We start from the raw sequence: 24,366 nt of genomic DNA, 5'->3' as shown, positions 1-24,366 counted from the left end.
GCCCACTGCCCACCATTCCCCACTCCCACCCATGAATGAGAAGCAAAAGAATCCGAACCCGAATCTCGTGCGCACTGAACTGGAGACTCTCGCCGCCGTGCAGCAGCGCCTCAATGCCGGAGGCACCTGGCATGACGTGGTCATCCAGCACGTGAATCTCCTCACGCTGGATGCCCCGCTCTCCGCCGTGAAAATCGCCGGCTGTCATTTCCTCGGCTGCGATATCGGCACGAAACTCGCCGAGGCCATCGCACTCGCCGAAGCCGCCGCCGGCAAGGCGCAGACCGAGGAGGAACGGAAGGCCAACCCGCACTGCATGGTCATCCCGCCCATGCCCTGGCTGCCCTTCCAGCCCTTCCGCGCCACCCTTTATCAGGCAGAGGAGCTCGTCGGCACCTTCACCACCGAGGACCCCAAAATCGAGCGCCCCGTGTATGAAGCCTCCGTCGACTGGAAGAGCTACTGCACCTTTGCCGATCCCGTCACCACGAGACTCTTCACTGATGACTCCGTGGACACCGTCCTCGCACGCCGTCTGCATGACACCTTCATCTCTGATGCGCTGGACGATCTGCTGGCCGTCACCCGCGCGCAGCAGATCACGGCGAAGAAAGGCGGCATCGTCGCCATCATGGGCGGTCATGACATGCCGCGCCTGGAGAAAATGAAAAACGCCCCCGCCGGCACCGCCCTTGGCGATGAGTGGGAAGGCATGACCGATGATGCCGTCTACACACGCGTGGCCCTGCTCGCGCGGAAGCTCACCCAGGAAGGCTACCTCCTCGTCTCCGGCGGCGGCCCCGGCGCCATGGAGGCGTGTAATCTCGGTGCCTACTTTGCCACCCGTGCCGTGGATGACCTCCGCGCCGCCATCCGCAAGCTCCAGGACTTCCCCGAATTCAAAAGCGGCAAGTCCGTCGAGTGGCTCATCCCCGCCATGAAAGTGCGGCGTGACTATCCCGTGAAACCCGGGGACGCCGAAAAGTGCCGCAGCGTCGGCATTCCCACCTGGTTTTACGGGCACGAGCCGCCCAATCCCTTCGCCTCGCACATCGCCAAGTATTTTGAAAACAGCGTGCGTGAGGAGGGCATGCTCGCCATCGCCACGCACGGCGTCATCTTTGCCGAGGGGAACGCCGGCACCGTGCAGGAGATCTTCCAGGACGCCTGCCAGAACTACTACGCCACCTACGGCACCGCCGCCCCCATGATCCTCTACGGCCAGGACTACTGGGACCCGCCCGCCATGCCCGTGTATGTGAATGACAAGCGCAAGAAAGCCTTCCCCCTCATCCGCAAGCTCGCCGAGGAAAAAGGCTTCACCCACCGCCTCATCGTCACCGACTCCCTCCGCGAGATCGTGAAGACCATCACCGCCTTCAAGCCGTGACGACCTAACCAAAAGCCCGCTCACCAAATGCCAGTGGTGGCTATGCCTGGCCGTGAAAGCTCAGGCGGCATGATGACTCATGCCCCCACGATCAGCGCGCCAGCGTCCTGGAGTGCGCCAGTCCTCTGGCGCTCTCGAAGGCCTAACGAAAAGATGAGCACATAGAGTGTCGAAGTCCTGCCACATCTCATTTCCACCTCTGGAGAACAGCTCGCCTCACCCTGCCTCTTCGCCCGCGCCGCAGTAGACTGAAGTCCACGCTCCATCAACCCACACCCTCGCATAGCCCACACCCTCGCATAGCCCCCACCACAGTAGCATTGCCCCTCCACAGGCCCTCCGCCTTCATGCGGATCACACCCCATGCCACTCTCCCCTGCCCTGAAAAAACGCGCCGCCGACTTCCTCCAGCGCACCATCCCCGCTGAACTCGAGCCTAACTACGTTTCAGGATCGATCGCCGAGATCGTCATCTCCCTCTGCGCCCAGGGCGAGTCCCTGGACCCTGAACTCGGCGAGATGGCCGAAATGGCCGTGGGCGACTATGACACCGTCATCGCCGAAGCCCAGGCCCCCGAGCTGAAGACCTACTACACCGACTGCCAGCAGCTCGTCCGCGACATCGTGCAGGCGAGCTAGAGGAGCCTTGCGCAGCATGATGCATCGCGCGCCCACGATCATCGCGAAGCGTCCTGGACTGCGCCAGTCCTCTGGCGCTCTCGAAGGCCTAACGAAAAGATGAGTATCATAGCGCACCGAAGTCCTCCCACATCTCATTTCCACCTCTGGAGAACAGCTCGACTCTCCCACGCCCCCAATCCAAAGCTCCAGGGGACTGGAGCACTCCAGGACGCGTCGCGACTTCGGGGCGGTGAGTGCATGCCTTATCTACCCACTTTAGGATTGCCCCGCATTCGGGGCATGGTTTAAAAGGGTGTCAGTCGCCCACCCCAGGCTCCGCATGCGCACGAAGCTCTGCATCACCACCCTTAGCCTAACATCTTATGTGACTGCTGTCGCCCAGGTGCCAGAGCCGAAAGCGGAGCCCAAGCCTGCGACTTCCGAGCTCAAGTGGCTTGATCCAGCGGCGGAGCGCGAGAAAAGGCGGGTGAAGGAAGTCGCCGATCTCCAGGCTGATCTGGCCTCCACCTGGACCACCCTCGTCGTGGCCGTGAAGTGTCACGGCAGTTGCACCGGCCCTGAGCCAGCCATGGGCTTTCAAATCACACGCCAGGGAGATGTCATCACCGCCGCCCCTTGGGTGGAGTATGACAAGTTATCGAAAGCCAGCAGCCGTGAGCACACTGGCGAGCCACAGCAGATCACAAAGGCGGAGCTGGAGAGCCTGCTGAGCCTAACGCACTCCGCTTATGAGGCCGCCACACGCTCCTTCACCCCCAAAGAAATCGTCGGCCAGCCGCCCGAAAACCCGTCTGAACTCAAAGCCTGGGTCAAACGCTGGGTGGCCGCCGGCGGCAGCATCGGCTCTGATGAATACTGGATGGATGTGCGAGTGATCAGCGCGAAGGGCACCACCCATCACCGCAACGAGTGGCGCAGCGATGCATCCGGAAGCATGCAAGGCTTGTTCACCACCTTTGTCCAGATGACGCAAAAGTGACGAGCCAGATTTTGACCTCACGAAATCAAGGCTACCTTGCCAACCCAGGCATCCCTCCGCATGAAAACGCTCCCCAGCCTCATCATCCCCATACTCACGCTGGCACTCAGCCTTGGGCTGTCCCCATCTCTCTGCCATGCAGATGGCATGAGCTGGAAGCTCGGCACCGCCGAGCGCTCCGGTGTTTACATCTTGATGCAGTCCCCCTGTCCCACAGGTCTGGAGCCGTCCCATGCCAAGGACCGATGGATCACCCTCCATAACGCGCAGCATGTGGAACTGGCCCACCACACTCTCACCACGGGCGGCTCCATCCCCAATGCGGAGAAGTGGCCCCTCCTCCAGCCCCGCCTAACCGAGAATCAAGAAGGCAGCGCCTTCACCGTGTCCTGGATGCTTCATCATTACCGCGAAGGAGAGCCCCCCGCCCAGAGCGCCCATTGGGAGACCTTCACCTTGAAGGACGGCAAGGCGCAACGGATCGAAATGCCCCTCGCGACCACCCTCCTGGAAGAAGCCTTTAAATCGCGGCACAAAGAAGCACTTCCGGCCAAACTCACCGCCGCTGTCACCTCCATCATCCCGCAGAAATGGATCACCCCGGATCAACTCCAAGTCCTCATCCGCGGCCCCTTGAATGCTGATGGCAAGCCTGCAGAAGGAACCTGCGTCATCATCTTGCAGCTCGGTGGAAACACCATGACCCTGAAATCGATTCTGGAGTTTGCGCTTCAATCATCCCCATCATGAGCGACCCAGGCCGCATGCCGATGCCAGATGAGCTTATGAGGAATGCCGGGTGATGCGTAACGAAGCCAGCAGATCACAAAGGGATGGCTTGAAGAAAAGACAGGCACGCGGCATTTGTTTTCTGGGTATCCAATTGCCTTTGCATTCCTCATGAAAAAGCCGTCCGCTGCCAAAGAATCGGTCTTCAACCGTGTGCAGGTCATTTTGGCCTCTGCTCAATCACACGCTGCCCGGTCGGTGAATACCTGCCAGGTCGTCGCCAACTGGCTCATCGGGCGTGAGATCGTGGAGGAGCAGCAGCAGGGCGCAAAACGTGCGGGATATGGTGAGCGTGTCGTTTCAGAGCTGGCGGCTGGATTGCGTCAAGAGGGTATTCGTGGCTATGGCGAGTTGACGTTGCGCTTGTGTCGGCAGTTTTACCTTTCCTATCCCGATCTACCGGGCGTGGCGATTTGTTACGCACTGCGTAACAAATCTGAAAAAGCGACCGGGCCCAAGAATAGTTACGCACTGCGTAACCATTCTTCTGAGTCGCTCGTGCTCATTCCGCGCATCATTGACGCAGCGTGCGCCGAGGAGTGGAAACCCGGGCTGCTAAACCCAGGCCTGTCATGGACTCACTACCGTGCCCTGATCGGCATTCGCAGCGTGCATGTGCGCGCATTCTACGAGATCGAAGCGGTTCAGCAAAATTGGAAAGCCCGTGAACTGGAGCGTCAGATCCAGAGCCTGCTTTTTGAGCGGCTCGCCAAGAGCCGCGACAAGAAAGGGCTGATGCGCCTTGCCACGAAAGGGCATGAGGTTCAGACGCCTGCGGATGTCTTCAAAGACCCGATGGTCATCGAGTTTGTCGGGTTGCCGGAGAGCCACCGTCTCGTCGAGTCGAGGCTGGAAGAGTCTCTCATCTCGAATCTTCAGCAGTTTCTCCTGGAGCTCGGCAAGGGTTTTGCCTTTCTCTCACGGCAGGAACGCCTGACGCTGGAAGGGGATCATTTCTATGTGGATCTGGTCTTCTACCACACGATCTTGAAGTGCTACATCCTCGTGGACTTGAAGACCCGGAAGCTCACGCATCAGGACATCGGCCAGATGCAGCTCTACGTGAACTACTACGATCAAGAACGCCTCACGACGGGTGATCAACCCACACTCGGCCTCATCCTCTGCACGGATCAAAACGAGACCGCCGTGCGCTACACCCTGGGTCCAGGCCAGAAAAACATTTTCTCCAGCCGCTATCAGTTCCATCTTCCCTCCGAGGCTGACCTCGCCGCCGAAATCCGCCGCGAACTCGCGGAACTCACTCCAGCAGCCCAATCAAGTCCATCGACTACGCTAAAGAAGAAGGCGAAACTGAAGTGAGCAGCCCTCCTGGCTCTCACTCTCATGTATAGAAAAGTGCTGTTTTCTATACATGAGGCGAGTGTCAGGTATCAAAATGACACACGAGAAGGCTGTTACGCTCTGTTGGAGTACAGCCTTTAGGCGATCTTGGAATGTGGAAACTCACAGCATCAGCGAGCCCTCCCAGAGGGCGGCTAAAGCCTGGACTCCAACTTGAGATGGCGTGGCCTTTACTTTGCCGCAGCCACCGCAGGCTCCAGAACCTCCAGCTCATGAATCGACCAGTAGAGTCCCTTCACGCTGCCTGTATCAGTGATGCGGATGAATTTGGCGAGTTGAGGCTTGGGGAAGAGGAACTCGGTGACGGTGGTGGGGCTGGCGCCTTCGAGGACGGGTTTGTCCCAGGTTTTGCCGTCCTGGGAGAGCTCGATCTTCCAGCCGCGGGGCCAGTCGTTTTTGGACTTGGCGGTGTCGAGGATGAGGCCGGCCATGGGGAGGGCTTTCGGCAGCTCAATCTGGACCCACATGCCGGGGACCTGCGGAGTGTGGGTGTCCCAGCGGGTCTCGGGGTTACCATCGATGCTTTTCGTTAGGTCGTTCGGGTTGTGGCTGGCGGTGAGCTTCCAGTCTTTCCGGTTCGCGTAAGGTTGCGGGCCGAAGGTTTTCAGCTCGTCGGTGGTCCAGGGGGTCATGCGGCCGCTGTGCTCCTTGCGCAGTTTAGCCACCTCGGCCTTTTCGATGAAGCGGCCGCTGTTACCGAAGCTTTTGCGGACGTAGCTGGCGATGTCGGCGATCCATTCATCCGGGTTGTTTGCCATGGGGATCATCTGGGCCTGATAAGTCTTGCCATTCACCGGGCCGCTGAGGCCGTGCAGGAGCACGCGGAGGATGAAGTCACTCTGCACGACGAGCTTGGAACCGGACAGTGGCGGGGCGAGCGTGGTGCCGGGGGGGAGGCCTTCCAGCGCGGTGCCTTTGCCATCGAGGCCGTGGCAGGTGAAGCAGAGCTCTTGATAAATGGCCTGGCCTCGGCGCATCATGTCCTTCTGCTGGTTGGAGAACTCACGTGGAAATGAAAGTTGGTTATTCAGCATCTGACCGGCGAGCTCCTTGATGCCTTTGGAGGGAGAGGTGAGGGCGGTGGTGTTGATGAGCTTGGCGTGGTCTTTCCACTTCATCTGTTTCGCGGTGAGCAGGGTCTGCACGGCGACGGTGGGATCACTGTCTTTGCTAAGCGTGGTGACATCAGCCTCGAGCGCGGGATCAGCCAGCGTTTCGCTGGCGCGGATGGCAGCCTTGCGGACCTGCGGTGAGGCATCTTTGAGCGCAGTGCGGATGTGATCCGCCGTGAGCGCATTCAGGCCTTCCAGTGTCCAAAGGGCGTGGACACGGGCGAGCGGGCTCTCGTGCTTCTGCGCCATGGTGATGAGGGCGGGGACGATGCTTGTATCCTGCTTCAGGACGAGAAGCTTCTGCGCGGTGTCACGATACCAGCCGTTCGGATGTGCGAGGGTCTCCACAAGCTGGGCGGCGGGTGCGCTGATGAGCTTTGGCGCGGGCACCGGTTTGGTCGTATCATGCGTTAGGCGCCAGATGCGGCCCTTGCCGATGATCTTGTCCATGCTGTGCTGGAGGATGACTTTGCGCAGATACGAGCCTTCCTTCGTCCAGTTCCCTTCCTGAATGATGCCGCGATACATGTCACAGATGAAAAGCGTGCCATCCGGCGCGGTCTTCATGTCCACGGCGCGGAAGCAGGCATCCGTGCTGCGGAGGAACTCGTTTTGCGGATAGGGGTTGTGCAGGATGGTGATGCCATCATTCACCTCAATTTTGGTTCGGCGCACCAGACGGCCCACAGGCTCGCCAAAGAAGAGGTCGCCCTTCAGCTCGGCGGGGAGCTGGTCACCGCGATAGATCTCGCCGCCGCAAGTGGCGGTGAAGTGGTTGAGCGTGTCGTCGTCACGTGACTTGCCGGGGCCGCCCTGGTAGTCGCGCAGGCCCATGGCAGGCCAGACGATTTCAAAACCGGGCTCGAACTGTGCCCGCGCGGCGGACTGGCCATAGAGGATGTGGTTTTGGAAATTGAGCGGGCCTTTTTCGCCACCAGCATTGACGACCCAGAACTTCCCATCGTCATCCTGCGTGCCGCCCCACTGGCCGCCATTGCCAGGGATGTCCTGCTTGATGAACTGGCCGTCTTTCCAGCGCAGGCGGTAGTTGTTCACCGCCGTGTAGAGCCAGTTGTCATTGGCCCAGGTGAGGCCGGAGGGCTGGTGCTCGAGGTTGCCGCCGCGCGGTCCGCCCGTGTAGACAGGCTTCTTCTCATCGCTCACGCCATCGCCGTTCGTGTCCTTGTAAAGGAAGATGTCGTTCGTGTCGGTCTCGCCGATGAGCACACCATCGGCCAGCGGCAGGAGCAGTCGCGGCAGCTTCAGGTTCGCGGCGAAGATGCGGTGCTGGTCGTATTTGCCATCATCCTTGCTGGACCAGTGGACGGAGACGTGGCTGGTGGAGACGAGTTCGTCCGTGCCATCGATGTCGCGCATGTAGCTGCGCATCTCCGCCACATACAGGCGGCCATTGCCATCAAAGGCCATGCACACCGGCTCCGCGATGTCCGGCTCTGCGAGCACGAGCTCCATGTGATACCCCGGCGGAAGCTGGAAGGTCTGCTGCTCCTCCTGCGCCGTCAGCGCATGCACCGGCGGCTTCGGCGGAAACTCGAGAGCGGCTTCCTGGGCTTGCGCGAATGCAGCGACCGTGAGGCTCAGGGTGAGGGTGAGGTGGCGGATCATGTGAGGGCAGTGAGCGGTAAACGGTGGACAGTAAGCAGTGAGCGATGCGCAACGATCAAGGACAAGCGCACATCAAGCGTGGTTTTGACGCGGAGGAATACAGCACAATCGGCGAACTTGTTTGGTGAGGGGCTGCCAATTTTTGTTAAAATCCGGCCATGCGGGAAAGACGTCATCGGGGGCTGGATGCCGGCACGCATATGTATCGCCGTGCCCCACATCGTGTGCGTGTGGAATATCTGATGGTGGGGCTGGCGAAGGCGTGTTCGGGAGGGCCTCAAACCGTTGAGCCTTGCCTTTAATGCCCCCTGGGCTGTTCTCAGCCCGATGGGTCCCACATGGACTGCGGCAGCCCTGCTGCCGCTTTCTCCAGGCCAGCCCTGCTGGCCATCGCCAACACTCAGAACTCAGGAGTTCATTCACCGCCCTTCCGCCGGCAGCAAGGCTGCCCACACCTCAAAGCGGCAGCAGGGCTGCCGCAGTCCAAAACATGGCCCTAAACCGTCACCGTCCCGGTGCTTGAACCAAACTCTCCGGCTTCGATGCCGAGGGACTGGAGGAGGGTGACGAAGAGATTGCAGAGAGGTAGGTTGTTGTCGTGCTTGAAGGCGTGGTGCTGGCCGTGCCTCAGGCCGCCGCCGGCGAGGAGCACGGGGAGGTTGGTATTGTCATGCTTGTTGGCGTCTCCCATGTTGCTGCCGAAGAGGACGAGGGTGCGATCCAGCAGGCGATCGGCCTCCTCGCGCTTACTGGCGAGGTTTTGCACGAGCTTGTTGAAGATGACCATCTGCTGGCGGTCAGCATCGGCGAGCTGGCGGACCTTCTCCGGGGCTTGTCCGTGATGGCTGAGGCCGTGGTAACCTTCAGTGGTGCTTTCGTCGTCGTGCAGCTTGAAAACGGGGGTGTCAAAAGCATCCACCATGAGGGTGATGATGCGGGTGGAGTCGGACTCAAAGGCAAGCTGCGCCATGGCGAGCATGAGCTCCAGCTTGTCAAAGATGAGCTTTTTATCGCGAATGTCCGCAGGCTCAGGCTGGGAGGTGGCGGGCTTCGGGCGCAGCTCCCACTCGCGGGCGGTGAGCAGGCGCTCCTCCACCTCGCGCACGGAGGTGAGATACTGGTCCAGGCGTGCGCGATCACTGTTGGTTAGGTCGCGATTGAGGCGCTTGGTGTGGTCCGTGAGGGTGTCGAGAATGCTCCCGCGCTCATCGAGCTGATGGAGCTGCTTTTTCACGGCCTCGGGATCGCCCTGCACAAACATGCGGCGGAAAAGGGCGGGAGCGCTGTCCTCCGCAGGCAGCAGCACGCCGTCACGTGTCCAGGAGAGGCTGCGGTTGGCCTTGTCGATATTCACGCCGAGGTTCAGCGTGGGGAAGCGGGTGAGCTGGCCGAGCTTCTCCACGGCGAACTGGTCCAGCGAGATCTGATTGCGGAAACCACTTTTGGTTGGGCCACGGGCGGCGGTGAGGAAGCAGTTCTCCGCGCTGTGGCCGCCATTCACATCCGGATGCGACATGCCGCTGAAGAGGCTGAACTCATCCCGAATGCCGGCCAGCGGCTCGAGGGTGGGCGTGAGCTCATAGTCACGGCCTGCGGCGGTGGGGAAGAAGGGCGTGGGGAGGAAGCCGAGATTGTTGGAGATCAGCAGCATGCGGCGCGGCGGCTTCACCGGGGCGGCGCGGCTGAACACAGGCGTCATGGACTCCAGAAACGGCAGCCCGAGCGTGACACCAGCACTGTGGAGGAAGCGGCGGCGTGAAAAAGTGCGGGCGATGTGAGGGGCGTTCATGACAGGCGGATCAGATCAAAGGAGTGTAAAGCAAAACAAGTTAGGCGGCACAGGCTAGGGCTGGCCGAGGAAGATGCGACTCTGCACCAGCGCCAGCAGGAGGTCGCGCACACGGAACCCATCAGGAGCGCAAGTGTCCAGCATGGCCTCGATCTCCGGGCGGTCAGAGTAGCGCACGGGAGTGCCGGTGGAGTAAACAGTGAACTGATGCAGCAGGTTCCGGGCAAGCTGCCGTGAGTCCGCAGCGAGGATCGCCTTGAGGTCATGCACGTCTTTAAAAGTGCGGCCGTCCAGCAGCTTGCCCGCGGCATCCACAGGCGCGGCGAGGGTGTAGCTGAAGTCATGACCGGCGCGGTCAATGCCGGTGATACGGTCACCCTCCTCACTGCCGCGGTAGCGTGTGCGCCAGCCGCCGAGCACGTCGAAGTTTTCCAGTGCGAGGCCCACGGGATCAAAGCGCGCATGGCATCCGGCGCAGCTTTTGGAGGTGGTGTGCAGGGCCAGGAGATCGCGGATGGTTTTGGCACCACGGATGTCCGGCTCCACCGCAGGCACGCTAGGTGGCGGCGGCGGCGGTGGCTTGCCGATGAGGCGCTCCATGACCCAGGCCCCGCGCACCACGGGGGAGGTGCCGCTGCCGTTCGCGCTGACTTTCAAGATGGAGGCCTGGGTGAGCAGGCCGCCCCAGGGGCTGCCCTTCGGCAGCGTGACCTTCCGCAGCGCGGAGCCGGAGAGCGGAGGCAGCTCGTAGTGCTTCGCCAGGCGGTCATTCGCATACACGAAGTCCGCGCTGACGAGCACGCTGGCTGGGAGATTTTCCAGAATCATGGCGGTGAAGAAGGTGCGCGTCTCACGCTCCATGCTGTCCACCAGATACTCGTCAAAGCGATACTCGGGGAAGAGGCGGATGTCAGGATCATCCCGCCGGATCTGGCGGAGGTTTAACCAATAGTCGGTAAAGTTTTTCACGAAGCGGTCAAAGCCGGTGCTGGCGATGATGCGCTGCGTTTCCTGGCGCAGGATCTGCGGATCACGCAGACGCTGCTTCGCGGCCAGGTCCTGCAAAGCAGCATCCGGACGCGAGTTCGTGAGGAAATGGGAAAGCCGGGAGGCGATGGCGAAGTGGTCGTCTTTAGTCTTCGGCTCGCGCAGGTAAATGAAGTCACTGGAGGCCAGGAAGGCCTTGTAACCGGTGAGCATGGCCTCGCGGAAGGGCGACCCCTTTTCCAGGCGCTGATGGATGAGAGTGAGAAACATCCCCACGGCCTCCTCCGGCACGGGCTGGCGTGAGGCGGTCTGGATGAAGCGGCGCAGCAGGCGGCTGGCCTCATCACGCTCGCGCTCTTTGTTAGGCTTCACATCGATGCCGAGCTCATCAAACAGCACGCGGTGGGAGGCGGGCGGCCACTGGTCTGGAGGGAGAGGCCCCTCCACCTCGATCCACTGCACGGCCACACCTGGCTGGCCGCCTTCCGGGAAGGGGGGATAGCGATAAGTGGGGCCGGAACCATTCGGGTTCTGGGCCAGGGGCATGGGCAGGCCTAACAAGCTGTATTCAAAAGCCTCGCCCTGTCGCATGTTGAGGGTGGTCTCATGCACCTTCTGCTCCGGCTGGATGTCGATGACACCGCCCTCGGCGCGCACTTCATTGATGATGTCCGCCCCGGCGGGTTTGCGCGTGCGAAAGGTCATGGGCACGGGCTGCCTGGCCGGGATGTAGGTGAACCCGGGCTGCTGAAGCACAGCACGGGCGGAGAAGCGCACCTTGTATTTGCCTGAGTGCGGAGCCACAAAGCCCTTCGGATTGCCGATGTAGGGCCAGCTCGCGGCACGGAAGAGCGCCATCTCGATGCTTTCATCCTTGGCCCCGGCCTTGATGACCTCTTTCTCGTCCTTACGTTCCCATTGGATATACTTATTGTTACGCGCAAAGAACATGGACTCGCGATTGCCAAAAGTGCCGGTGCCGGGAAAAAGGTCCGTGCCGACGATGCGGCGCTTCAGCACGGGAGGTGGCGCAGGCTCCGTGACCATGGCAGCACGCAGCGCGGCCTCTGCCGCATCCAGATACGCGGCGAGCTGCACGCGTGACATGTCCAGCATCTCGCTCGTCTTGTTGAAGCGATGCCCCTGGCGGTCCTCCGGCAGGATATCGCGGATGTCGAGATCGGGGAGTTGCAGCACATCACGCAGGTTTTGCTCATACTCGTCACGGTTCAGCCGGCGCAGAAATCCGCGGCCCTGGTTCATGACCTCACGATGATCCGTGGCGTAGAGATCCTGGTCCAGGCACTGCACCATCTCCGCGCGCTGCTCTTTCGGCAGATCGGCCGCCTTCGGTGGCATCTCGCCGCTTTCCACGCGGTCATGGATGCGCACCCAGCGCTCGCTCACAGCACGGTTGCTCAGATCAAAAGGCAGCGCGGTGAGATCCAGGCTGCCCTTGGCGGTGTCCTTGTCATGGCACTCGATGCAGCTTTCCTGGATCAGGGCCTCCAGCCGCGCCGGCATGGCCGCCTGCATCATGGGAGACAGCAGCGGCAGGAAGAAGATGAAGGCACGCCTGCAAGTGGCGGAACGAGGACGAAGCATGAGGGGGCCGAGTCTACGGGGAGGTGTGCGGGTGTCTTGCTGGAAAGGCGGTGGGTGGGGGCTTTCGATATCTTGTGGTGGAGTTGAGAAAGGCTGCACTCCATCGGGTGTTTGCGTTGGCACTGGGTTATGTCTTCAGGTGTCCTTGAGGCGTGACAGTTGCTGCGGCGCTGTTAAAATCCGGCCATGCCCACGTCATCCCTTCAAAAGGAGTTCTTTGCCAGGATCGCTGATCCACAGGCGGTGAGAGCGATCTTCGAGCATCTGCCGGGCGTGTTCTTTTTTGTGAAGGATGCGGAAGGGCGACACATCGCGGCAAACAGCGTGACCTTTGAGAGGTTCGGCATCAAGCATGAGCGCGAGCTCGTGGGCGCGATGGATGAAAAATTCTTCCCGCCGGAGGTGGCGAAGGCTTTCCGTGCCGATGACCAGAAGGTGATGCGCAGCGGCAAGCCGCTCATCAATCGCCTGGAGGTCTGGTATGATGAGCAGCGGAACCTGAGCTGGTTCCTCTGCACGAAACTGCCGGTGCGGGACAAGGCTGGCAAGGTGATCGGCGTCATGGGCATCACGCGCCGTGATGAGGAGCGCATGCGCCACCATGATGTGCGTGAGGTGACCGCAGCCGTGCTGCATGCGCGCAAGAACTGTGACAAAAACCTGAGCACCGCTGAGCTGGCGCGGGCCGCCGGTGTATCGGAACGGCATCTGCACCGGAAGCTGAAGGAGACGCTAGGTCTCTCACCGCATGAGCTCATGCTGCGCACACGCATCCAAAGCGCTGCCGAGGCCCTGGCGAAGACCTCCGCACCAATCATCGAGATCGCGCTCAATCACGGCTTCTGTGATCAAAGCGCCTTCACCCAGCAGTTCCGCAAACGCACCGGCATGACACCGAGGCAGTTCCGGGTGCGCAACCGAGGTTAGTCCGGAAAGTATTTTTCTCTTTTTGTTAGTCCTGCGTGGAGGGCCGGAAAGGTTCACCGCTGATGAGACGCTAAATAAACGCTAATGGATACCATTCAGAGGTCTTCTATTAGCGTCTCATCAGCGTCCTATTAGCGGTTAAATAAGAATGGCAGTCACCGGGTGAATGTTACTTACAAGCTATCAACCTATCCGCTGAACGAAGATGGGTTTGCTCTCACATACTGCGCGGCGGCGCGGACAAGCTCTGACTCACTTCCATAGTAATCACGTTCTATCTCAGTCATCCGAGAATCGCACCGCTTTCGGACGACATCGATGTCCTCAGGCTCATCGACCGACCGTCTGGCCTGATCGAACAACTGATAGGCCTCCTCCATAAGACCTGCAATTTTCGGCGCTCCCATGATGTCGTAAGACTGGATGAACTGACGCTCCCGCCTCTTGCCGATGCCTCCAAAGAAATTGTGAAATCCACCATTCCCGATCAAACCAAAGGAGTGCCATACCTCACAGAGCACGGTGCCTGGCTTGAGCTTACTAAAGAAGCGCCTTTTATGCTGACCTCTGTCAACACAATCGCAAAAGGTTTTGTTCACGAGGTTGTAGTCAGCGTCCATGGTGCCTTTCGGATGAGTCTGGGAAGATTGATGCTTTCTCACTCACCTAACTCATTATCGATTTACTTCCCCATCTGCTTCGCCAGCTCCTTGAGGAAGGCTTGCTCACGATCGGCCACGTAGGCGGCATAACCAGCTTTATCGAAAAATGGGTTGTTACCACCTGCGGTCGCGAGCTTGGCATGCTTCGCCTGCAGGTCGTAGTAGCCGCCGTGGGCACCGAGGAAGATGTCGATGGGGAGTGCCTTCAAAACACGGAAGCAGGTCTTGTAGTCCTCGGCGATGGCAGGGTAGGTCTTGCTGTTCACGAGGACGGTGCCGGGGTTCACGTTCGGGCTGCCGATGATGACAGCGTCGAGCCCATCGACCTTCATCGTCCAGGTGGTGCAGCCGGGCGTGTGACCAGGGGTGAGATGCGCCACCAGAGTGCTGCCGCCGAGCGTGACTTCCTCACCATCCTTGAGACGGCGATCCACCTTCGCGGGCGCGAAGCTCATGTAGCTGGCGCTGAGGCGGGTCTTTTTCACGCCGCCGCTTTCGATGGCATCGGCATCACCCTCCATGACGAAGTGCTTGGCACCGGTCTCTTTGAGAATGGTGGCACTGCCGCCGCAGTGATCGTCATGCGCATGGCTGATGAGCAGGATCTTTATATCTGTCCACTTGAAGCCCAGCTTCGTCACCGCATCGCGGATCAGCGGCACAGATTCCTCCAGGCTGCTGTTGATGAGGATGTGCCCCTCCGGCGTGGTGACGAGGTAGGACGCAAGGTCCTGCGAACCCACATAATAAAGATTCCCCGCGATCTTGTGCGGCGGAAAAGGCGTGGTCCACGCCGCACTGCGCTGGGCCTGGGCACTGAGGGTGAAGGTGAGCGAGACGAGAAGGCTGAAAAGGAAAAGGACGGGCTTCATGGGAAGTGAGGGGAGGCTGGGGACAATAGACTCTTGAACCGCTGATAAGACGCTAATTGAACGCTCATGCCAAGCCTATGAATGACTCTTATTCGCGTCTGCTTAGCGTCCTATCAGCGGCTCAAGAGACGAACCCGATACCCCTGTGGTGCCACCCTCGCCTCAATACGTTTTCCCAGCCGGAATCTCCGCAGCGCCGGCAGACTCGCTCAGGATCTGGTCGAAGTCGGCGGAGCAGGCGGTGAAGTGGGCGTGGAGGGCGCCGAATTCGCTGCCGTGGACGATGAACCTTGCGCCGAGGTCCAGGATGGTTTTCGCATCCGCAGCAGAGCCTACCGGGCGGCCCCAGGCCTTGCCGTGCTTCTTGGCGGCGGCGGCGATCTTCTTCTGCACTTCGAGCATCTGCGGGTCATTCACCGCAGGCGTGCAGCCGAGGCGCAGGGACATATCGCCAGGACCGAGGAAGAGGACTTCCACACCGGGGACGGCCGCGATTTCATCGACGTTCTCGAGCGCTTGCGGGGTCTCGATCTGGACCACGAGGAAGGTCTCGCGGTTGGCTTGCTCGGTGTAGTCAGCCGGCTTGCCGATCCAGAAGTCGGCATCTCTTCCGCCACCGCAGAAACCACGGTCACCCAGCGGCGGGAACTTGATGGAGTTCACCAAAACACGCGCATCATCCGCCGTGGCCACGTGCGGGATCATGAGGGCGGAGGCGCCGTCTTCCAGCAGGCGGTAGAGGCCGTTCTTTTCCTTCGTCGGCGGACGCCACACGCAGTCGATATCCGCCGCGTGGTGACGGGCGATCATGGCATCCACCTCACGCGGCTCCCAGGTGCGGTGCTCACCGTCCATCCAGATGCCGTCATAGTTAAAATGGGCCGCGATGGCGGGGAAGAAACCGATGGGCGAGCCGCAGCAGCAGATGCGGGCGACCTGGCCGGCGCGGAGCTTGGCGAGAACTTTGGAGGAGCGCATGGAAGAGAAGTCGTGAACGGTGGGCTGTGGGCGGTGAATTTCTAACCACTAATGGACACTAATTTACACTAATGACGGGGAAGGTTTTAACCGCTGATTTGACGCTAATAGGACGCTCATAAAGAAGAATGGAAATGAGGTGGTTTAGAACTGATTGGGATGCCTTCTATTAGCGTTTCATTAGTGTCCTATTAGCGGTTAGAAAGGGTCTTGGAACGATCTTGAATCACTTTTCGTTCAGCCAATCCAGGGTGATACGACGAATGCGGAGGCGGTTGAGGGCGCCGACTTTACTATCGCCAGCGCAGTAGCCGATGAGCATGGCATCACCCACGAAATGGATGGCGGTGTAGTGGTAGAGACCATCGGGATCATTTTCGATCAGCTTGCGCTTGGGCCAGGTCTTGCCGCCGTCGCTGGAGATGGCGGCGACGAAGGGGTTCCGCTTCTTCGGCGGAAAGGGGAACATGCCGGAGTGGTCGTTGTAGATGGAGAGAAGGTCAGTGCTGCCAGGCAGGCGCTTGATGCTCGCAGGGCCGTTGGGCGACTTCATCTCCGTGGGCGTGGGTGCGCTAAAAGTCTTCGCGGCATCGGTGGAGGTGAAGCCCCACTGCGCACCCTGATCCGTGCGGCACCAGGAGAAGATGCTGCCATCACTCACCTCCACGACACCGGGTTCCTGCAGGCCGCTGTTGCTGCGGACGGGGAGTGCCCACCAGCTTGAAGATTCCGTCCACGTGGCGCCTTCGTCATCGGAGTAAAGCCAGGTGGCGATGGCGCGGTGATCCCAGGATTTGCTGGTGTGCGGATCCGTGCCGCGTGAGCGGTGGAAGGCCAGCGGCACAATGATGCGGCCTTTCTCGGTCTGGATCACGCGGTCATTGTTCAGCACGAAGTAACCGGGCGCCTGCTGGATCAGTTTGGGATCCGTCCAGGTCTCGCCTTCATCCGTGGAGATGCGCATGTGCGGGCGGCAGTCGATCCAGCTGTTCTTGATGCAGTAAAACATGGCCAGCTTGCCGCTGGCGAGGCGCAGCAGGGAGACGCTCATCACATTGTTCCCACCCGTGTTTTCGACCACAGTGACGGGTTCACTCCAGGTGCGGCCCTGGTCATCCGAATGAATGCGCACGATACGCGCGGGGCTCTCGTCCGCCGCACCGCCGTAGAACTGAGAATAACAAAAGATGACGCGACCCGACTTCAGTGTCGCAAAAGAGCCCTCGGAGTTACGCGGATGCTCCTTGGAGGGATCGACGTTGAGCGTGATGATGGACTCGGCAGCGTGGGAAACTGTAGCGAGAGCCAGGAGGAAGGTGAGGGCGAGGAGGCGCATGGGGGAAGGGCGGAGTTTGGAAGGCGGCGTTCGGAGTTGAGGAAGAGGGCGCCTCGTGGGGCGGATGAAGAAGGACTCGGAGAAGAGGAGTGCTGGATTGATGCGGAGATGGTGATGGTGATGGTAGAAAAATTAAGGGTAGAAATATTTTCTGAAATTTTTCTACCCTTAATCTTTCTACCTCAAACCGGCATGGAGTGACGGAGGTGAGGACTGAATGAATGATGTCCTTTTTGAACGAGGAATGACAGCATTCTGATTCTGGTCCGTTTTTCATACCACATTCCCTTGGTTCACGGTTCGCTGTTCTCGGTTCACTGTTGTTGCTTTATGAAGTCTGCTCCCATTCCTTCGGGTCCGAATCCGCCTCGGCGGGTTTCACTCATCAGTTTGACGGCGAGAAGCCTGCGGGACTCCATGCTGGCCGGGCACTGGCAGGGGCATCTGCCGGGGGAAAGAGAGCTGTGCGCGAAGCTGCAGGTGAGCCGGCACACCGTGCGCGCCGCCCTGGATGAGCTGCGGCGTGACGGGCTGCTGGAGGTCTCCGACCGGCAGCGGCGGAAGATCAAGCTGAGCAAGTCCGTGCTGAAGAAAGCGGCGCCTTCACGCGTGATCGCCATCATCACACCGAGGCCGCTTTTACAGATGTCCGCCGCATCCCTGGTGATGGTGGACGAGCTGCGCGACCAGCTTTCGCGCGCGGGTTTCAGCCTGGAGGTGCATGTGAGCACCGCCTGCTTCACGAAGCGGCCGGAGCGCGCGCTGGAGTCTCTGACCACGCGCGCACCGGCGGCGGCCTGGCTGCTGTTTGGGTCTCTGGAGCCGGTGCAAAACTGGTTTCTGCGCCGTCGTTTGCCATGCTTGGTGTTAGGCAGCAGCCTTGCGGGAGTGGAGCTTCCCTCCGTGGATGCGGACTACCGCGCGACGTGCCGTCATGCAGGCGCGGTGCTGCGCAGATTGAAGCACCGGAGCATCGCCTTCATCCGCACGGAGGGTGACTACGGCGGCGAGCTGGAGAGCGAGAGCGGCCTGCATGAGGCACTGCAGGGCGAGGGCGCGCCCGTGCTGCACATCCTGCGGCACAATGGCACCGCAGCGCATGTGCGCGCGCTTCTGGACAAGGTGATGCAGGGCCCGAACCCGCCCACCGCCTGCCTGGTAGCGCGCCCGTCTCACGTTTTGACAGTGATGATGCACCTCATGCGCCAGGGCGTGCGCATCCCGCAGGACATGGCCGTCATCGCGCGGGATGATGATGTGTTCTTGCAGCACACCGTGCCAGCCGTCACGCGCTACGCCGCCGGTCACGCCCAGTTCGCGCGCGCCGTTTCACGGGCCGTGCGGCAGATCGTGGAGACAGGCACGCTGCCACCGAAGGCCATCCGCCTCATGCCGGAGTTTGTGAAAGGGGAGACGCTGTGAGCGGAGTCGTTGACGGTGGTTTACAGTGGTTGACGATTGTTGACGGTGGTTTTTCAGAAGGTGGGAGCTGATGACGGCCGCATGACCCCGCGATCAGGGCTGCACTTTTCGTGCTCTGGGTTGCCTCTCTGGGCAAACGGGCTAGTTTCGCAGCATGAAGTTTCTATTGTTGACAGGGCTGCTCGTGTCCACGGGCCTGCATGCGCAGGTGCCGGACGCGCCTGCTCCTGCACCGCCCCCGGCTCCGGCGGCCACGCCGCCCGCAGTGGCGCCGCCGCCAGCACCGGCGGCTGCGCTCACACCTCCGCCTGCACCTGTTCCTGCGACCTCGCAGGATCCGCTGGCCGTTTCTAAAATCAGCGCACTCGGCCCCACGCCGGACTGGACCCGGCTGGAGGCCTACTCCGGCAGCATGACGCGCGCGGAGTTTGAAAAGCTCTGGAAGGATTTTTACTCCGAGGCCAATGCGCTGCCACCACCGTTTGAGATCACGGATGCAGCGCTGATCGTGCCGACCGGGCAGCTTCAGAAGCCGACCGTGCGCGTGGCCTTTCGCGCAGCGAATGAATCCCCGGCAGCCGCTGCAGACTCCACCGCGCGTGCCCCATGGCGGCGTGCGAAGGAGCTCACACCGCGCCAGGGCAGGCCTCTGCTGAGTGACCTGCACATCGCGCTGGATCCGGGGCACATCGGCGGCTCATGGGCCGTGATGGAGGAGCGCTTTCTCAGCTTCAAAGGCGGTGAATCCATCCGCGAAGGGGACCTCTCCCTGCTCACCGCCCAGGTGCTGAAGGAGCGCCTCACCGCCTTGGGCGCCATCGTAAGCCTGGTCCGTGAAAACAATGATCCCGTGACGAAGAAGCGCCCCGTGGATCTGGAGAAAGACGCGCGTCAGGTGCTCACGGAGTCTGGCTTTTCCGAACCGCAGGAAAAGTATGACGGCCTAACCGGTGATGCAAAACTTCTCACCGTGCAGTGGCAGAGTGAGAAGCTCTTCTACCGTGTCAGCGAGATCCGCGCGCGTGGCGAGCGTGTGAATGAGCAGATCAAACCTGACCTCGTGCTCTGCCTGCACTTCAATGCCGAGTCCTGGGGAGATGCCACATCACCGCAGTTCTCACCGCAGAATCATCTGCACATCCTGGTCAATGGCTGCTACTCAAACACCGAGCTGATGCAGCAGGACGTGCGCTTTGAGATGCTCACCCGCCTGCTGGGCCGTGTGCATGAGGAGGAGATCCCGCTGGGCAATGCCGTGGCGGAGGGCATGGCGCGCCACACCGGCCTGCCAGCGTATGTTTACACCACGCCAAACGCGCGCCGCCCGGGCAGCAATCCCTATGTGTATGCGCGGAACCTCCTGGCGAACCGCATCTACCGCTGCCCGGTGGTCTATTTGGAACCGTATGTGATGAACCATGAGGAGACGTATCGCCGTCTGCTCGCGGGGCATTACCTCGGCCGCACCTTGATCGGCGGCAGGCTCACCACCAGCGCCATCGAGGACTACGTGAGGGGGATCGTGGACGGTCTCGTGAGCTATTATCAAAACAACCGCCGCGGATCATGAAGGTGCTGGTCATAGGTTGTGGATTCGTGGGCGAGCGGGCCGCGGATCTTTTGCAGGCAGATGGCCATGAGGTCATCGGCGTCACGCATTCCGTGGAGTCAGCCGCACGGCTGGCGGCGGTGAAACCCTGGCGCGTGCTCACCTGTGATGTGTCCTCCCTGGACTCCGTGCAGGCTCTGCGCACGCAGACCGGCGCGGTGGATGCGCTGGTGCACTGCGCCAGCTCCGGGCGCGGCGGCGCGGCGGCCTACCAAAAAGTGTATGTGGACGGCATGACGCATCTCGTGGCCGCTTTCCCGGAGGCCTGGCCGCTCTACACCAGCAGCACCAGCGTGTATCCGCAGGTGGACGGCAGCACCGTGGATGAAACCTCGCGCGCGGAGCCGGAGCGCGAGACCGGCCTGCTGCTGCGCCAGGCGGAGGAGATCGCCCTGAAGCAAGGCGGCACCGTCACCAGGCTCGCCGGCATCTACGGCCCCGGGCGTTCCGTGCTGCTGAAAAACCTGCTGGAGCGCAAGAGCGGCATCGAGGTCACGGACCAGGCCAAGGACGGCCGCCTGATTAACCAAATCCATGGCAACGACGCCGCCTCCGCCATCGTGCACCTCCTCACGCACCGCCATGCGGGCATCTACAATGTGGTGGATGACCTGCCCATGACGCAGCGCGAGTGCCTGAACACACTGGCGAACTATTTCAGCCTGCCGCTGCCGAAGCGCAAGGCACCTGACCCTGACCGCAAGCGCGGCTGGAGCCACAAGCGCGTGTCCAATGCGCGCCTGAAGGCCACCGGCTGGACCGCAAGCTACCCCACCTATCTGGATGCGCTGGCGGATGACCCGCAGCTCGTCTCCTCCATCCTCGATCAAGTGGAGCTGGACCATGAGACACCACCGCCGCGCGCGGAAAACATCATCCTCATCGGCCTCATGGGCAGCGGCAAGTCCACCGTGGGCAGGTTCGTCGCACGCCTTCTGGACTTCCGGTTCGCAGACACGGACCACATGATCGTGAACCGCGCCGGGTGCAGCATCCCGGAGATCTTTGCGAAGGAAGGCGAGGCCGGCTTCCGCAAGCGCGAGAGCGCCGTGTTACGCGAGTTGTTAGGCAGCCGTCATCACGTCATCGCCACCGGCGGCGGCATCATCACCCAGGCGGTGAACCTGCCGCTGCTGCGCCATCTCGGTTACATCACCTGGCTGGAGGCCGGCACAGACCTCCTGGTGCGGCGCACCTCGGTAAACAACGACCGCCCCCTGCTGCGTGGCGAGGAGCCGCCGCGCGTGAAGCTCGAGCGCCTCATCCAGGAGCGCGGCCCCGTCTACAAATCCATGGCCGACCTGCGCATCCAGACCGATGACCTCACGCAGGAGGAAAGCGCCTATGGCGTGGCCGAAAGCGCCCGCATCTTCTTCGCCCGCCGCCGCTTCAATGATCCGGATGAGAAGGCGCTGTAGGTAGTGGGAGTGAAGACAGCCGAAACCGCTCACACCTTCCCCGCCAGCTCCTTGCGCTGCCGGTCCAGGAAGCGTTGCAGCTCCTCCTTGCTGGGCAGACCCACCGCATACTTGGAGACAAACAATTGGTTATCCATGCTGGCGGTCGCGTATTCCACCAGGGCATGATCCTTGCCCGTGCAGAGCAGCAGGCCCACGGGCGCGTTGTCACCCGCGGCCATCATGTGCTTCTTATACCACGTCACATAGGTATTGAGCTGGCCCAGATGCTCATGGGCGAAGGGCTGCACCTTCAGCTCCACCAGCACATGGCACTTCAGGAGGCGGTGGTAGAACACCAGGTCCACAAACCCGCGCGTCTTGCCGATGAGGATGCTCTTCTGCTGCGCCTCCAGGCAGAAGCCATGCCCCAGCTCCAGCAGGAACTCGCGCAAGTGCTCGATCAGCGCCGCCTCCAGGTCATTCTCCGCCATCGCGTCCTTCGCCCGCAGTCCGAGGAACTCGAAGATGTAGGGATCACGAATGGTTAATTTTGGTTCGGCACACTCCACACCCGCCTTCACCATCTTCGCGAGCTTCGCCTTGTCCTTAGAAAGCCCCGATCTCTCAAAGTAAAGCGACCCGATCTGCCGCTTCAGATCCCGCACCGACCAGTTTCCACGAATGCACTCGATCTCATAAAAAGCCCGCTTCAGCGGGTCATCGATGGCGAGAAGTTGTTCCAGGTGGGTGAAGGATAGTTGAGACACCAGAGCATGCGTCGGAGCGCCCAATTCGGGAGTCAGTGACTCCCGAATGGCTATCTCTGCGGAGCTTGAAGCTGCCATTCCAGTTGTTGAAGCTGGAAGAGCAAAAGTAGATTTGGCGGTCAGCGACCGCCAAATTGGGCTATCGACCAGCATCTGGTCAGATTTGGCGGTCAGTGACCGCCAAATCTGCGGATACACAGTCGTGAACTGCCGGCACAACCGCAAGTAGCGTGAAGTCAGCTCATCGAGACCCTTCGTAGCCAAGCGTTCCGCCACTCTGTCGATGACCGATTCGCCATACTTGGCTCGATCTGAACCTTCCTGTTCATAGGTGATCAGATACCATCCGATCACCCAGTTCCTGAGTGTCAGCGTCGTGTTCACCACACGGTTCACCACGGCAGTGCTCTCCGTGTGCACGTGCTGGATGGCCTGCACCAGCTTGGTGAAGCTCAGGCTGGCTTCAGCCTTCGCCTTCGCTTTCACGGGAGTTCGGGCACGAGACGGGGCTTTCTTGGCAGCTGCCTTTTTCATGGGAATGGGAGATTCCGAAAACCTGCGCAAACCACGCCGAAAAGAAAAGCACAGAGTGTGAGAGATCGCCCTCGCGCCCCCTCAGTCCTTGTCTTCCTTCATCCCCACGCGGTTCACCTTCAGGTCCTCGGCCAGATGCAAAAAGTCCTCCTGCTCGCACCATTTCACAAAGCGCTCGGTCAGGCGCTTCAGCTCATCCCACTCGTGGCGGATGTGCTTCGCCTCCTCACGGCTGATGCAGTTGTCACTGGCCGCATGGCTGATGGCGGCCAGCAAATCCGCAAACTGCTGCACGATCTGCTGCGTGGCCGGCATCACCTCCCGGCCGGGCCTCTTGGTCGTGGGCGGGTTTTTGACAAAGTAACCGTCCGCCTTGTTGCACAGCCACTGCACCAGCGCGTCAGACTGCGTGTGCTCATACAGGTCCTGCACGCGGTCCAGCGGGTTGGACGTGCCGCTGCTGCCAGCGCCCTCCTCACCCCATTTATAGAGCAGGGAGAGGGAAATGCCCATCTTCTCCGCCACTTCTTTGACATGCACTTGGTCGAGCGCGGCTCGGATGACTTGATGGGATTCCATGAGGCGCGCATGTTGGCGTGACACCCGGCCCCTGCGCAAGCGCGAATCTGCGCGCAGAATTTCGTTTGCCGGATGCCCTGGGGAATGGACAGTCCGCGCCCGCCCCCTTTCCATCCCCTGCCCTGCGGCGCCGCGCTCAGCTCACCATGACCCAGCTCATCGACTACGTTCTCCATGTGGACAAATACCTCCAGGGTTTCGCCCAGGAGCACAGCACCGCCATCTACGCGCTGCTGTTTGCCATTGTCTTCTGTGAGACTGGTCTCGTGGTCACCCCCTTCCTGCCGGGAGACTCCCTGCTCTTCGCCGTCGGCGCCCTGGCCGCGCAGGGCATGCTGCGCATCGAGCTCATCATCCCCCTCCTCATGGCCGCCGCCATCATTGGGGACAACCTGAACTACTGGATCGGCCGCAAATGCGGCTCATGGATCGTCACGCGCCCGTGGTTCAAACGCGACTACCTCACGAAGACCGAGCACTTCTTTGTGAAGCACGGCGGCCGCGCCATCGTCATCGCCCGCTTCGTGCCCATCGTGCGCACCTTCGCCCCCTTCACCGCCGGCTTCGGGCAGATGCACTACCCGCGCTTTCTCGCCTTCAGCATCGGCGGCGGCCTGCTCTGGGTGGCCGGCATCTCCCTGCTCGGCTACGCGCTGGGGAACCTGCCCTTCATCAAGAGCAATTTCAAACTCGTCTCCCTGCTCATCATCTTCGTCTCCATCCTCCCCATCCTCATCGAGGTCATCCAGCACAAGCGCGCCGCGAAAAAAGCCGCCGCCAACGCAAATGCGGGCAAAGGCACAGAGGTGTGAGATCTCGCCAAAGCGCGGATGAGCCTCCGGGGTCGATCGACCTCAAGCTCAGCAGTCGCGGAGCGTCCCGGACTGCGGTGGCAAGCGCTAAGGCGCGACACCGCTAGATGCGCAGAAAGTGTTCTCGCCATACGACAACGTCATGTGCGAACGAGAGCGGTGTCGACGAGGCATGGTAGCCCGT

General features: G+C 61.0%; 19 protein-coding genes. 10 read left to right on the top strand and 9 right to left on the bottom strand.

Going from position 1 to position 24,366, the window contains the following annotated elements; translation table 11 throughout:
* From BGE01nite_RS27000 to BGE01nite_RS26980, 5 genes are all read left to right on the top strand, one after another.
* On the top strand, window positions 1-1,390 hold a 1,390-nt coding region (locus BGE01nite_RS27000; protein ID WP_218033112.1), incomplete at its 5' end, for an LOG family protein.
* 363 nt (window positions 1,391-1,753) lie between these two features.
* Window positions 1,754-2,029: a hypothetical protein gene (locus BGE01nite_RS26995; protein WP_146855725.1), complete on the top strand. Its 276-nt coding sequence runs from the start codon at window positions 1,754-1,756 to the stop codon at window positions 2,027-2,029.
* A gap of 322 nt (window positions 2,030-2,351) precedes the next feature.
* Entirely contained in the window at window positions 2,352-3,011 is a 660-nt protein-coding gene (locus tag BGE01nite_RS26990; RefSeq protein WP_146855723.1) for a hypothetical protein, read from the top strand.
* 60 nt (window positions 3,012-3,071) lie between these two features.
* Entirely contained in the window at window positions 3,072-3,761 is a 690-nt protein-coding gene (locus BGE01nite_RS26985) for a hypothetical protein (protein WP_146855721.1), read from the top strand.
* Between the two features lie 150 nt (window positions 3,762-3,911).
* Window positions 3,912-5,123 carry a PDDEXK nuclease domain-containing protein gene (locus tag BGE01nite_RS26980; protein WP_146855719.1) on the top strand — a complete coding sequence of 404 codons (1,212 nt, stop codon included), beginning with the start codon at window positions 3,912-3,914 and terminating at the stop codon, window positions 5,121-5,123.
* A gap of 212 nt (window positions 5,124-5,335) precedes the next feature.
* On the opposite strand, the gene BGE01nite_RS26975 is transcribed toward BGE01nite_RS26980, so the two are convergent.
* The 3 genes from BGE01nite_RS26975 to BGE01nite_RS26965 form a co-directional block, all read right to left on the bottom strand.
* The gene (locus tag BGE01nite_RS26975) at window positions 5,336-7,903 is read right to left on the bottom strand and encodes a DUF7133 domain-containing protein (protein WP_146855717.1); all 2,568 of its coding nucleotides are present in this window, start codon (window positions 7,901-7,903) and stop codon (window positions 5,336-5,338) included.
* 496 nt (window positions 7,904-8,399) lie between these two features.
* Window positions 8,400-9,692: a DUF1552 domain-containing protein gene (locus BGE01nite_RS26970; protein ID WP_146855716.1), complete on the bottom strand. Its 1,293-nt coding sequence runs from the start codon at window positions 9,690-9,692 to the stop codon at window positions 8,400-8,402.
* A gap of 54 nt (window positions 9,693-9,746) precedes the next feature.
* The gene (locus tag BGE01nite_RS26965) at window positions 9,747-12,284 is read right to left on the bottom strand and encodes a DUF1592 domain-containing protein (RefSeq protein WP_146855714.1); all 2,538 of its coding nucleotides are present in this window, start codon (window positions 12,282-12,284) and stop codon (window positions 9,747-9,749) included.
* Window positions 12,285-12,470: 186 nt separating this feature from the next.
* Here BGE01nite_RS26965 and BGE01nite_RS26960 point away from each other — a divergent pair, with 186 nt between their 5' ends.
* Window positions 12,471-13,211, top strand: a complete 741-nt coding sequence (locus tag BGE01nite_RS26960) for a helix-turn-helix transcriptional regulator (RefSeq protein ID WP_218033111.1) — start codon at window positions 12,471-12,473, stop codon at window positions 13,209-13,211.
* Between the two features lie 188 nt (window positions 13,212-13,399).
* Here the strand turns inward: BGE01nite_RS26960 and BGE01nite_RS26955 are convergent, their stop codons facing one another.
* From BGE01nite_RS26955 to BGE01nite_RS26940, 4 genes are all read right to left on the bottom strand, one after another.
* The gene (locus tag BGE01nite_RS26955; RefSeq protein WP_146855712.1) at window positions 13,400-13,831 is read right to left on the bottom strand and encodes a DMP19 family protein; all 432 of its coding nucleotides are present in this window, start codon (window positions 13,829-13,831) and stop codon (window positions 13,400-13,402) included.
* A gap of 62 nt (window positions 13,832-13,893) precedes the next feature.
* Entirely contained in the window at window positions 13,894-14,745 is an 852-nt protein-coding gene (gene bla / locus BGE01nite_RS26950) for a subclass B3 metallo-beta-lactamase (protein ID WP_146855710.1), read from the bottom strand.
* Window positions 14,746-14,907: 162 nt separating this feature from the next.
* Window positions 14,908-15,723 (bottom strand): HpcH/HpaI aldolase family protein, encoded by an 816-nt coding sequence (locus tag BGE01nite_RS26945; RefSeq protein WP_146855708.1) that lies wholly within the window; start codon window positions 15,721-15,723, stop codon window positions 14,908-14,910.
* Between the two features lie 226 nt (window positions 15,724-15,949).
* A complete protein-coding gene (locus BGE01nite_RS26940) occupies window positions 15,950-17,059 on the bottom strand; it encodes a sialidase family protein (RefSeq protein WP_146855706.1) in 1,110 nt (369 codons plus the stop codon).
* A 330-nt stretch (window positions 17,060-17,389) separates the two neighbouring features.
* On the opposite strand from BGE01nite_RS26940, the gene BGE01nite_RS26935 reads away from it, so the two are divergent.
* The 3 genes from BGE01nite_RS26935 to BGE01nite_RS26925 all read left to right on the top strand — a co-directional run bounded on the left by BGE01nite_RS26935 (window position 17,390) and on the right by BGE01nite_RS26925 (window position 21,508).
* Window positions 17,390-18,481, top strand: a complete 1,092-nt coding sequence (locus BGE01nite_RS26935) for a GntR family transcriptional regulator (RefSeq protein WP_146855704.1) — start codon at window positions 17,390-17,392, stop codon at window positions 18,479-18,481.
* A gap of 154 nt (window positions 18,482-18,635) precedes the next feature.
* Window positions 18,636-20,051: an N-acetylmuramoyl-L-alanine amidase gene (locus BGE01nite_RS26930; protein ID WP_170267098.1), complete on the top strand. Its 1,416-nt coding sequence runs from the start codon at window positions 18,636-18,638 to the stop codon at window positions 20,049-20,051.
* Window positions 20,048-21,508, top strand: coding sequence for a shikimate kinase (locus BGE01nite_RS26925; RefSeq protein WP_146855700.1), 1,461 nt, complete (start codon window positions 20,048-20,050; stop codon window positions 21,506-21,508). The genes BGE01nite_RS26930 and BGE01nite_RS26925 overlap by 4 nt, the downstream gene beginning before the upstream one ends.
* A gap of 29 nt (window positions 21,509-21,537) precedes the next feature.
* On the opposite strand, the gene BGE01nite_RS26920 is transcribed toward BGE01nite_RS26925, so the two are convergent.
* Both BGE01nite_RS26920 and BGE01nite_RS26915 read right to left on the bottom strand, forming a co-directional pair.
* The gene (locus BGE01nite_RS26920) at window positions 21,538-22,791 is read right to left on the bottom strand and encodes a PDDEXK nuclease domain-containing protein (RefSeq protein WP_146855698.1); all 1,254 of its coding nucleotides are present in this window, start codon (window positions 22,789-22,791) and stop codon (window positions 21,538-21,540) included.
* An 81-nt stretch (window positions 22,792-22,872) separates the two neighbouring features.
* Window positions 22,873-23,370, bottom strand: a complete 498-nt coding sequence (locus tag BGE01nite_RS26915; RefSeq protein ID WP_146855696.1) for a helix-turn-helix domain-containing protein — start codon at window positions 23,368-23,370, stop codon at window positions 22,873-22,875.
* A 146-nt stretch (window positions 23,371-23,516) separates the two neighbouring features.
* On the opposite strand from BGE01nite_RS26915, the gene BGE01nite_RS26910 reads away from it, so the two are divergent.
* Window positions 23,517-24,182: a DedA family protein gene (locus BGE01nite_RS26910; protein WP_146855694.1), complete on the top strand. Its 666-nt coding sequence runs from the start codon at window positions 23,517-23,519 to the stop codon at window positions 24,180-24,182.
* The last annotated feature ends 184 nt before the right edge of the window (window positions 24,183-24,366 follow it).

Origin of the sequence: Prosthecobacter gellanilyticus, from assembly GCF_007992435.1 — a bacterium.
GTDB lineage: Bacteria > Verrucomicrobiota > Verrucomicrobiia > Verrucomicrobiales > Verrucomicrobiaceae > Prosthecobacter > Prosthecobacter gellanilyticus.
The sequence above is the reverse complement of the archived record's forward strand: the minus strand, read 5'-3'. Positions and strand labels throughout refer to the sequence as shown.

Bases quoted from the DNA above. Each gene is read 5' to 3' on its own strand.
- BGE01nite_RS26995 (WP_146855725.1), top strand. From the start codon at position 1,754: ATGCCACTCTCCCCTGCCCTGAAAAAACGCGCCGCCGACTTCCTCCAG.
- BGE01nite_RS26990 (WP_146855723.1), top strand. From the start codon at position 2,352: ATGCGCACGAAGCTCTGCATCACCACCCTTAGCCTAACATCTTATGTG.
- BGE01nite_RS26985 (WP_146855721.1), top strand. From the start codon at position 3,072: ATGAAAACGCTCCCCAGCCTCATCATCCCCATACTCACGCTGGCACTC.
- BGE01nite_RS26980 (WP_146855719.1), top strand. From the start codon at position 3,912: ATGAAAAAGCCGTCCGCTGCCAAAGAATCGGTCTTCAACCGTGTGCAG.
- BGE01nite_RS26975 (WP_146855717.1), bottom strand. From the start codon at position 7,903: ATGATCCGCCACCTCACCCTCACCCTGAGCCTCACGGTCGCTGCATTC.
- BGE01nite_RS26970 (WP_146855716.1), bottom strand. From the start codon at position 9,692: ATGAACGCCCCTCACATCGCCCGCACTTTTTCACGCCGCCGCTTCCTC.
- BGE01nite_RS26965 (WP_146855714.1), bottom strand. From the start codon at position 12,284: ATGCTTCGTCCTCGTTCCGCCACTTGCAGGCGTGCCTTCATCTTCTTC.
- BGE01nite_RS26960 (WP_218033111.1), top strand. From the start codon at position 12,471: ATGCCCACGTCATCCCTTCAAAAGGAGTTCTTTGCCAGGATCGCTGAT.
- BGE01nite_RS26955 (WP_146855712.1), bottom strand. From the start codon at position 13,831: ATGGACGCTGACTACAACCTCGTGAACAAAACCTTTTGCGATTGTGTT.
- bla (WP_146855710.1), bottom strand. From the start codon at position 14,745: ATGAAGCCCGTCCTTTTCCTTTTCAGCCTTCTCGTCTCGCTCACCTTC.
- BGE01nite_RS26945 (WP_146855708.1), bottom strand. From the start codon at position 15,723: ATGCGCTCCTCCAAAGTTCTCGCCAAGCTCCGCGCCGGCCAGGTCGCC.
- BGE01nite_RS26940 (WP_146855706.1), bottom strand. From the start codon at position 17,059: ATGCGCCTCCTCGCCCTCACCTTCCTCCTGGCTCTCGCTACAGTTTCC.
- BGE01nite_RS26935 (WP_146855704.1), top strand. From the start codon at position 17,390: ATGAAGTCTGCTCCCATTCCTTCGGGTCCGAATCCGCCTCGGCGGGTT.
- BGE01nite_RS26930 (WP_170267098.1), top strand. From the start codon at position 18,636: ATGAAGTTTCTATTGTTGACAGGGCTGCTCGTGTCCACGGGCCTGCAT.
- BGE01nite_RS26925 (WP_146855700.1), top strand. From the start codon at position 20,048: ATGAAGGTGCTGGTCATAGGTTGTGGATTCGTGGGCGAGCGGGCCGCG.
- BGE01nite_RS26920 (WP_146855698.1), bottom strand. From the start codon at position 22,791: ATGAAAAAGGCAGCTGCCAAGAAAGCCCCGTCTCGTGCCCGAACTCCC.
- BGE01nite_RS26915 (WP_146855696.1), bottom strand. From the start codon at position 23,370: ATGGAATCCCATCAAGTCATCCGAGCCGCGCTCGACCAAGTGCATGTC.
- BGE01nite_RS26910 (WP_146855694.1), top strand. From the start codon at position 23,517: ATGACCCAGCTCATCGACTACGTTCTCCATGTGGACAAATACCTCCAG.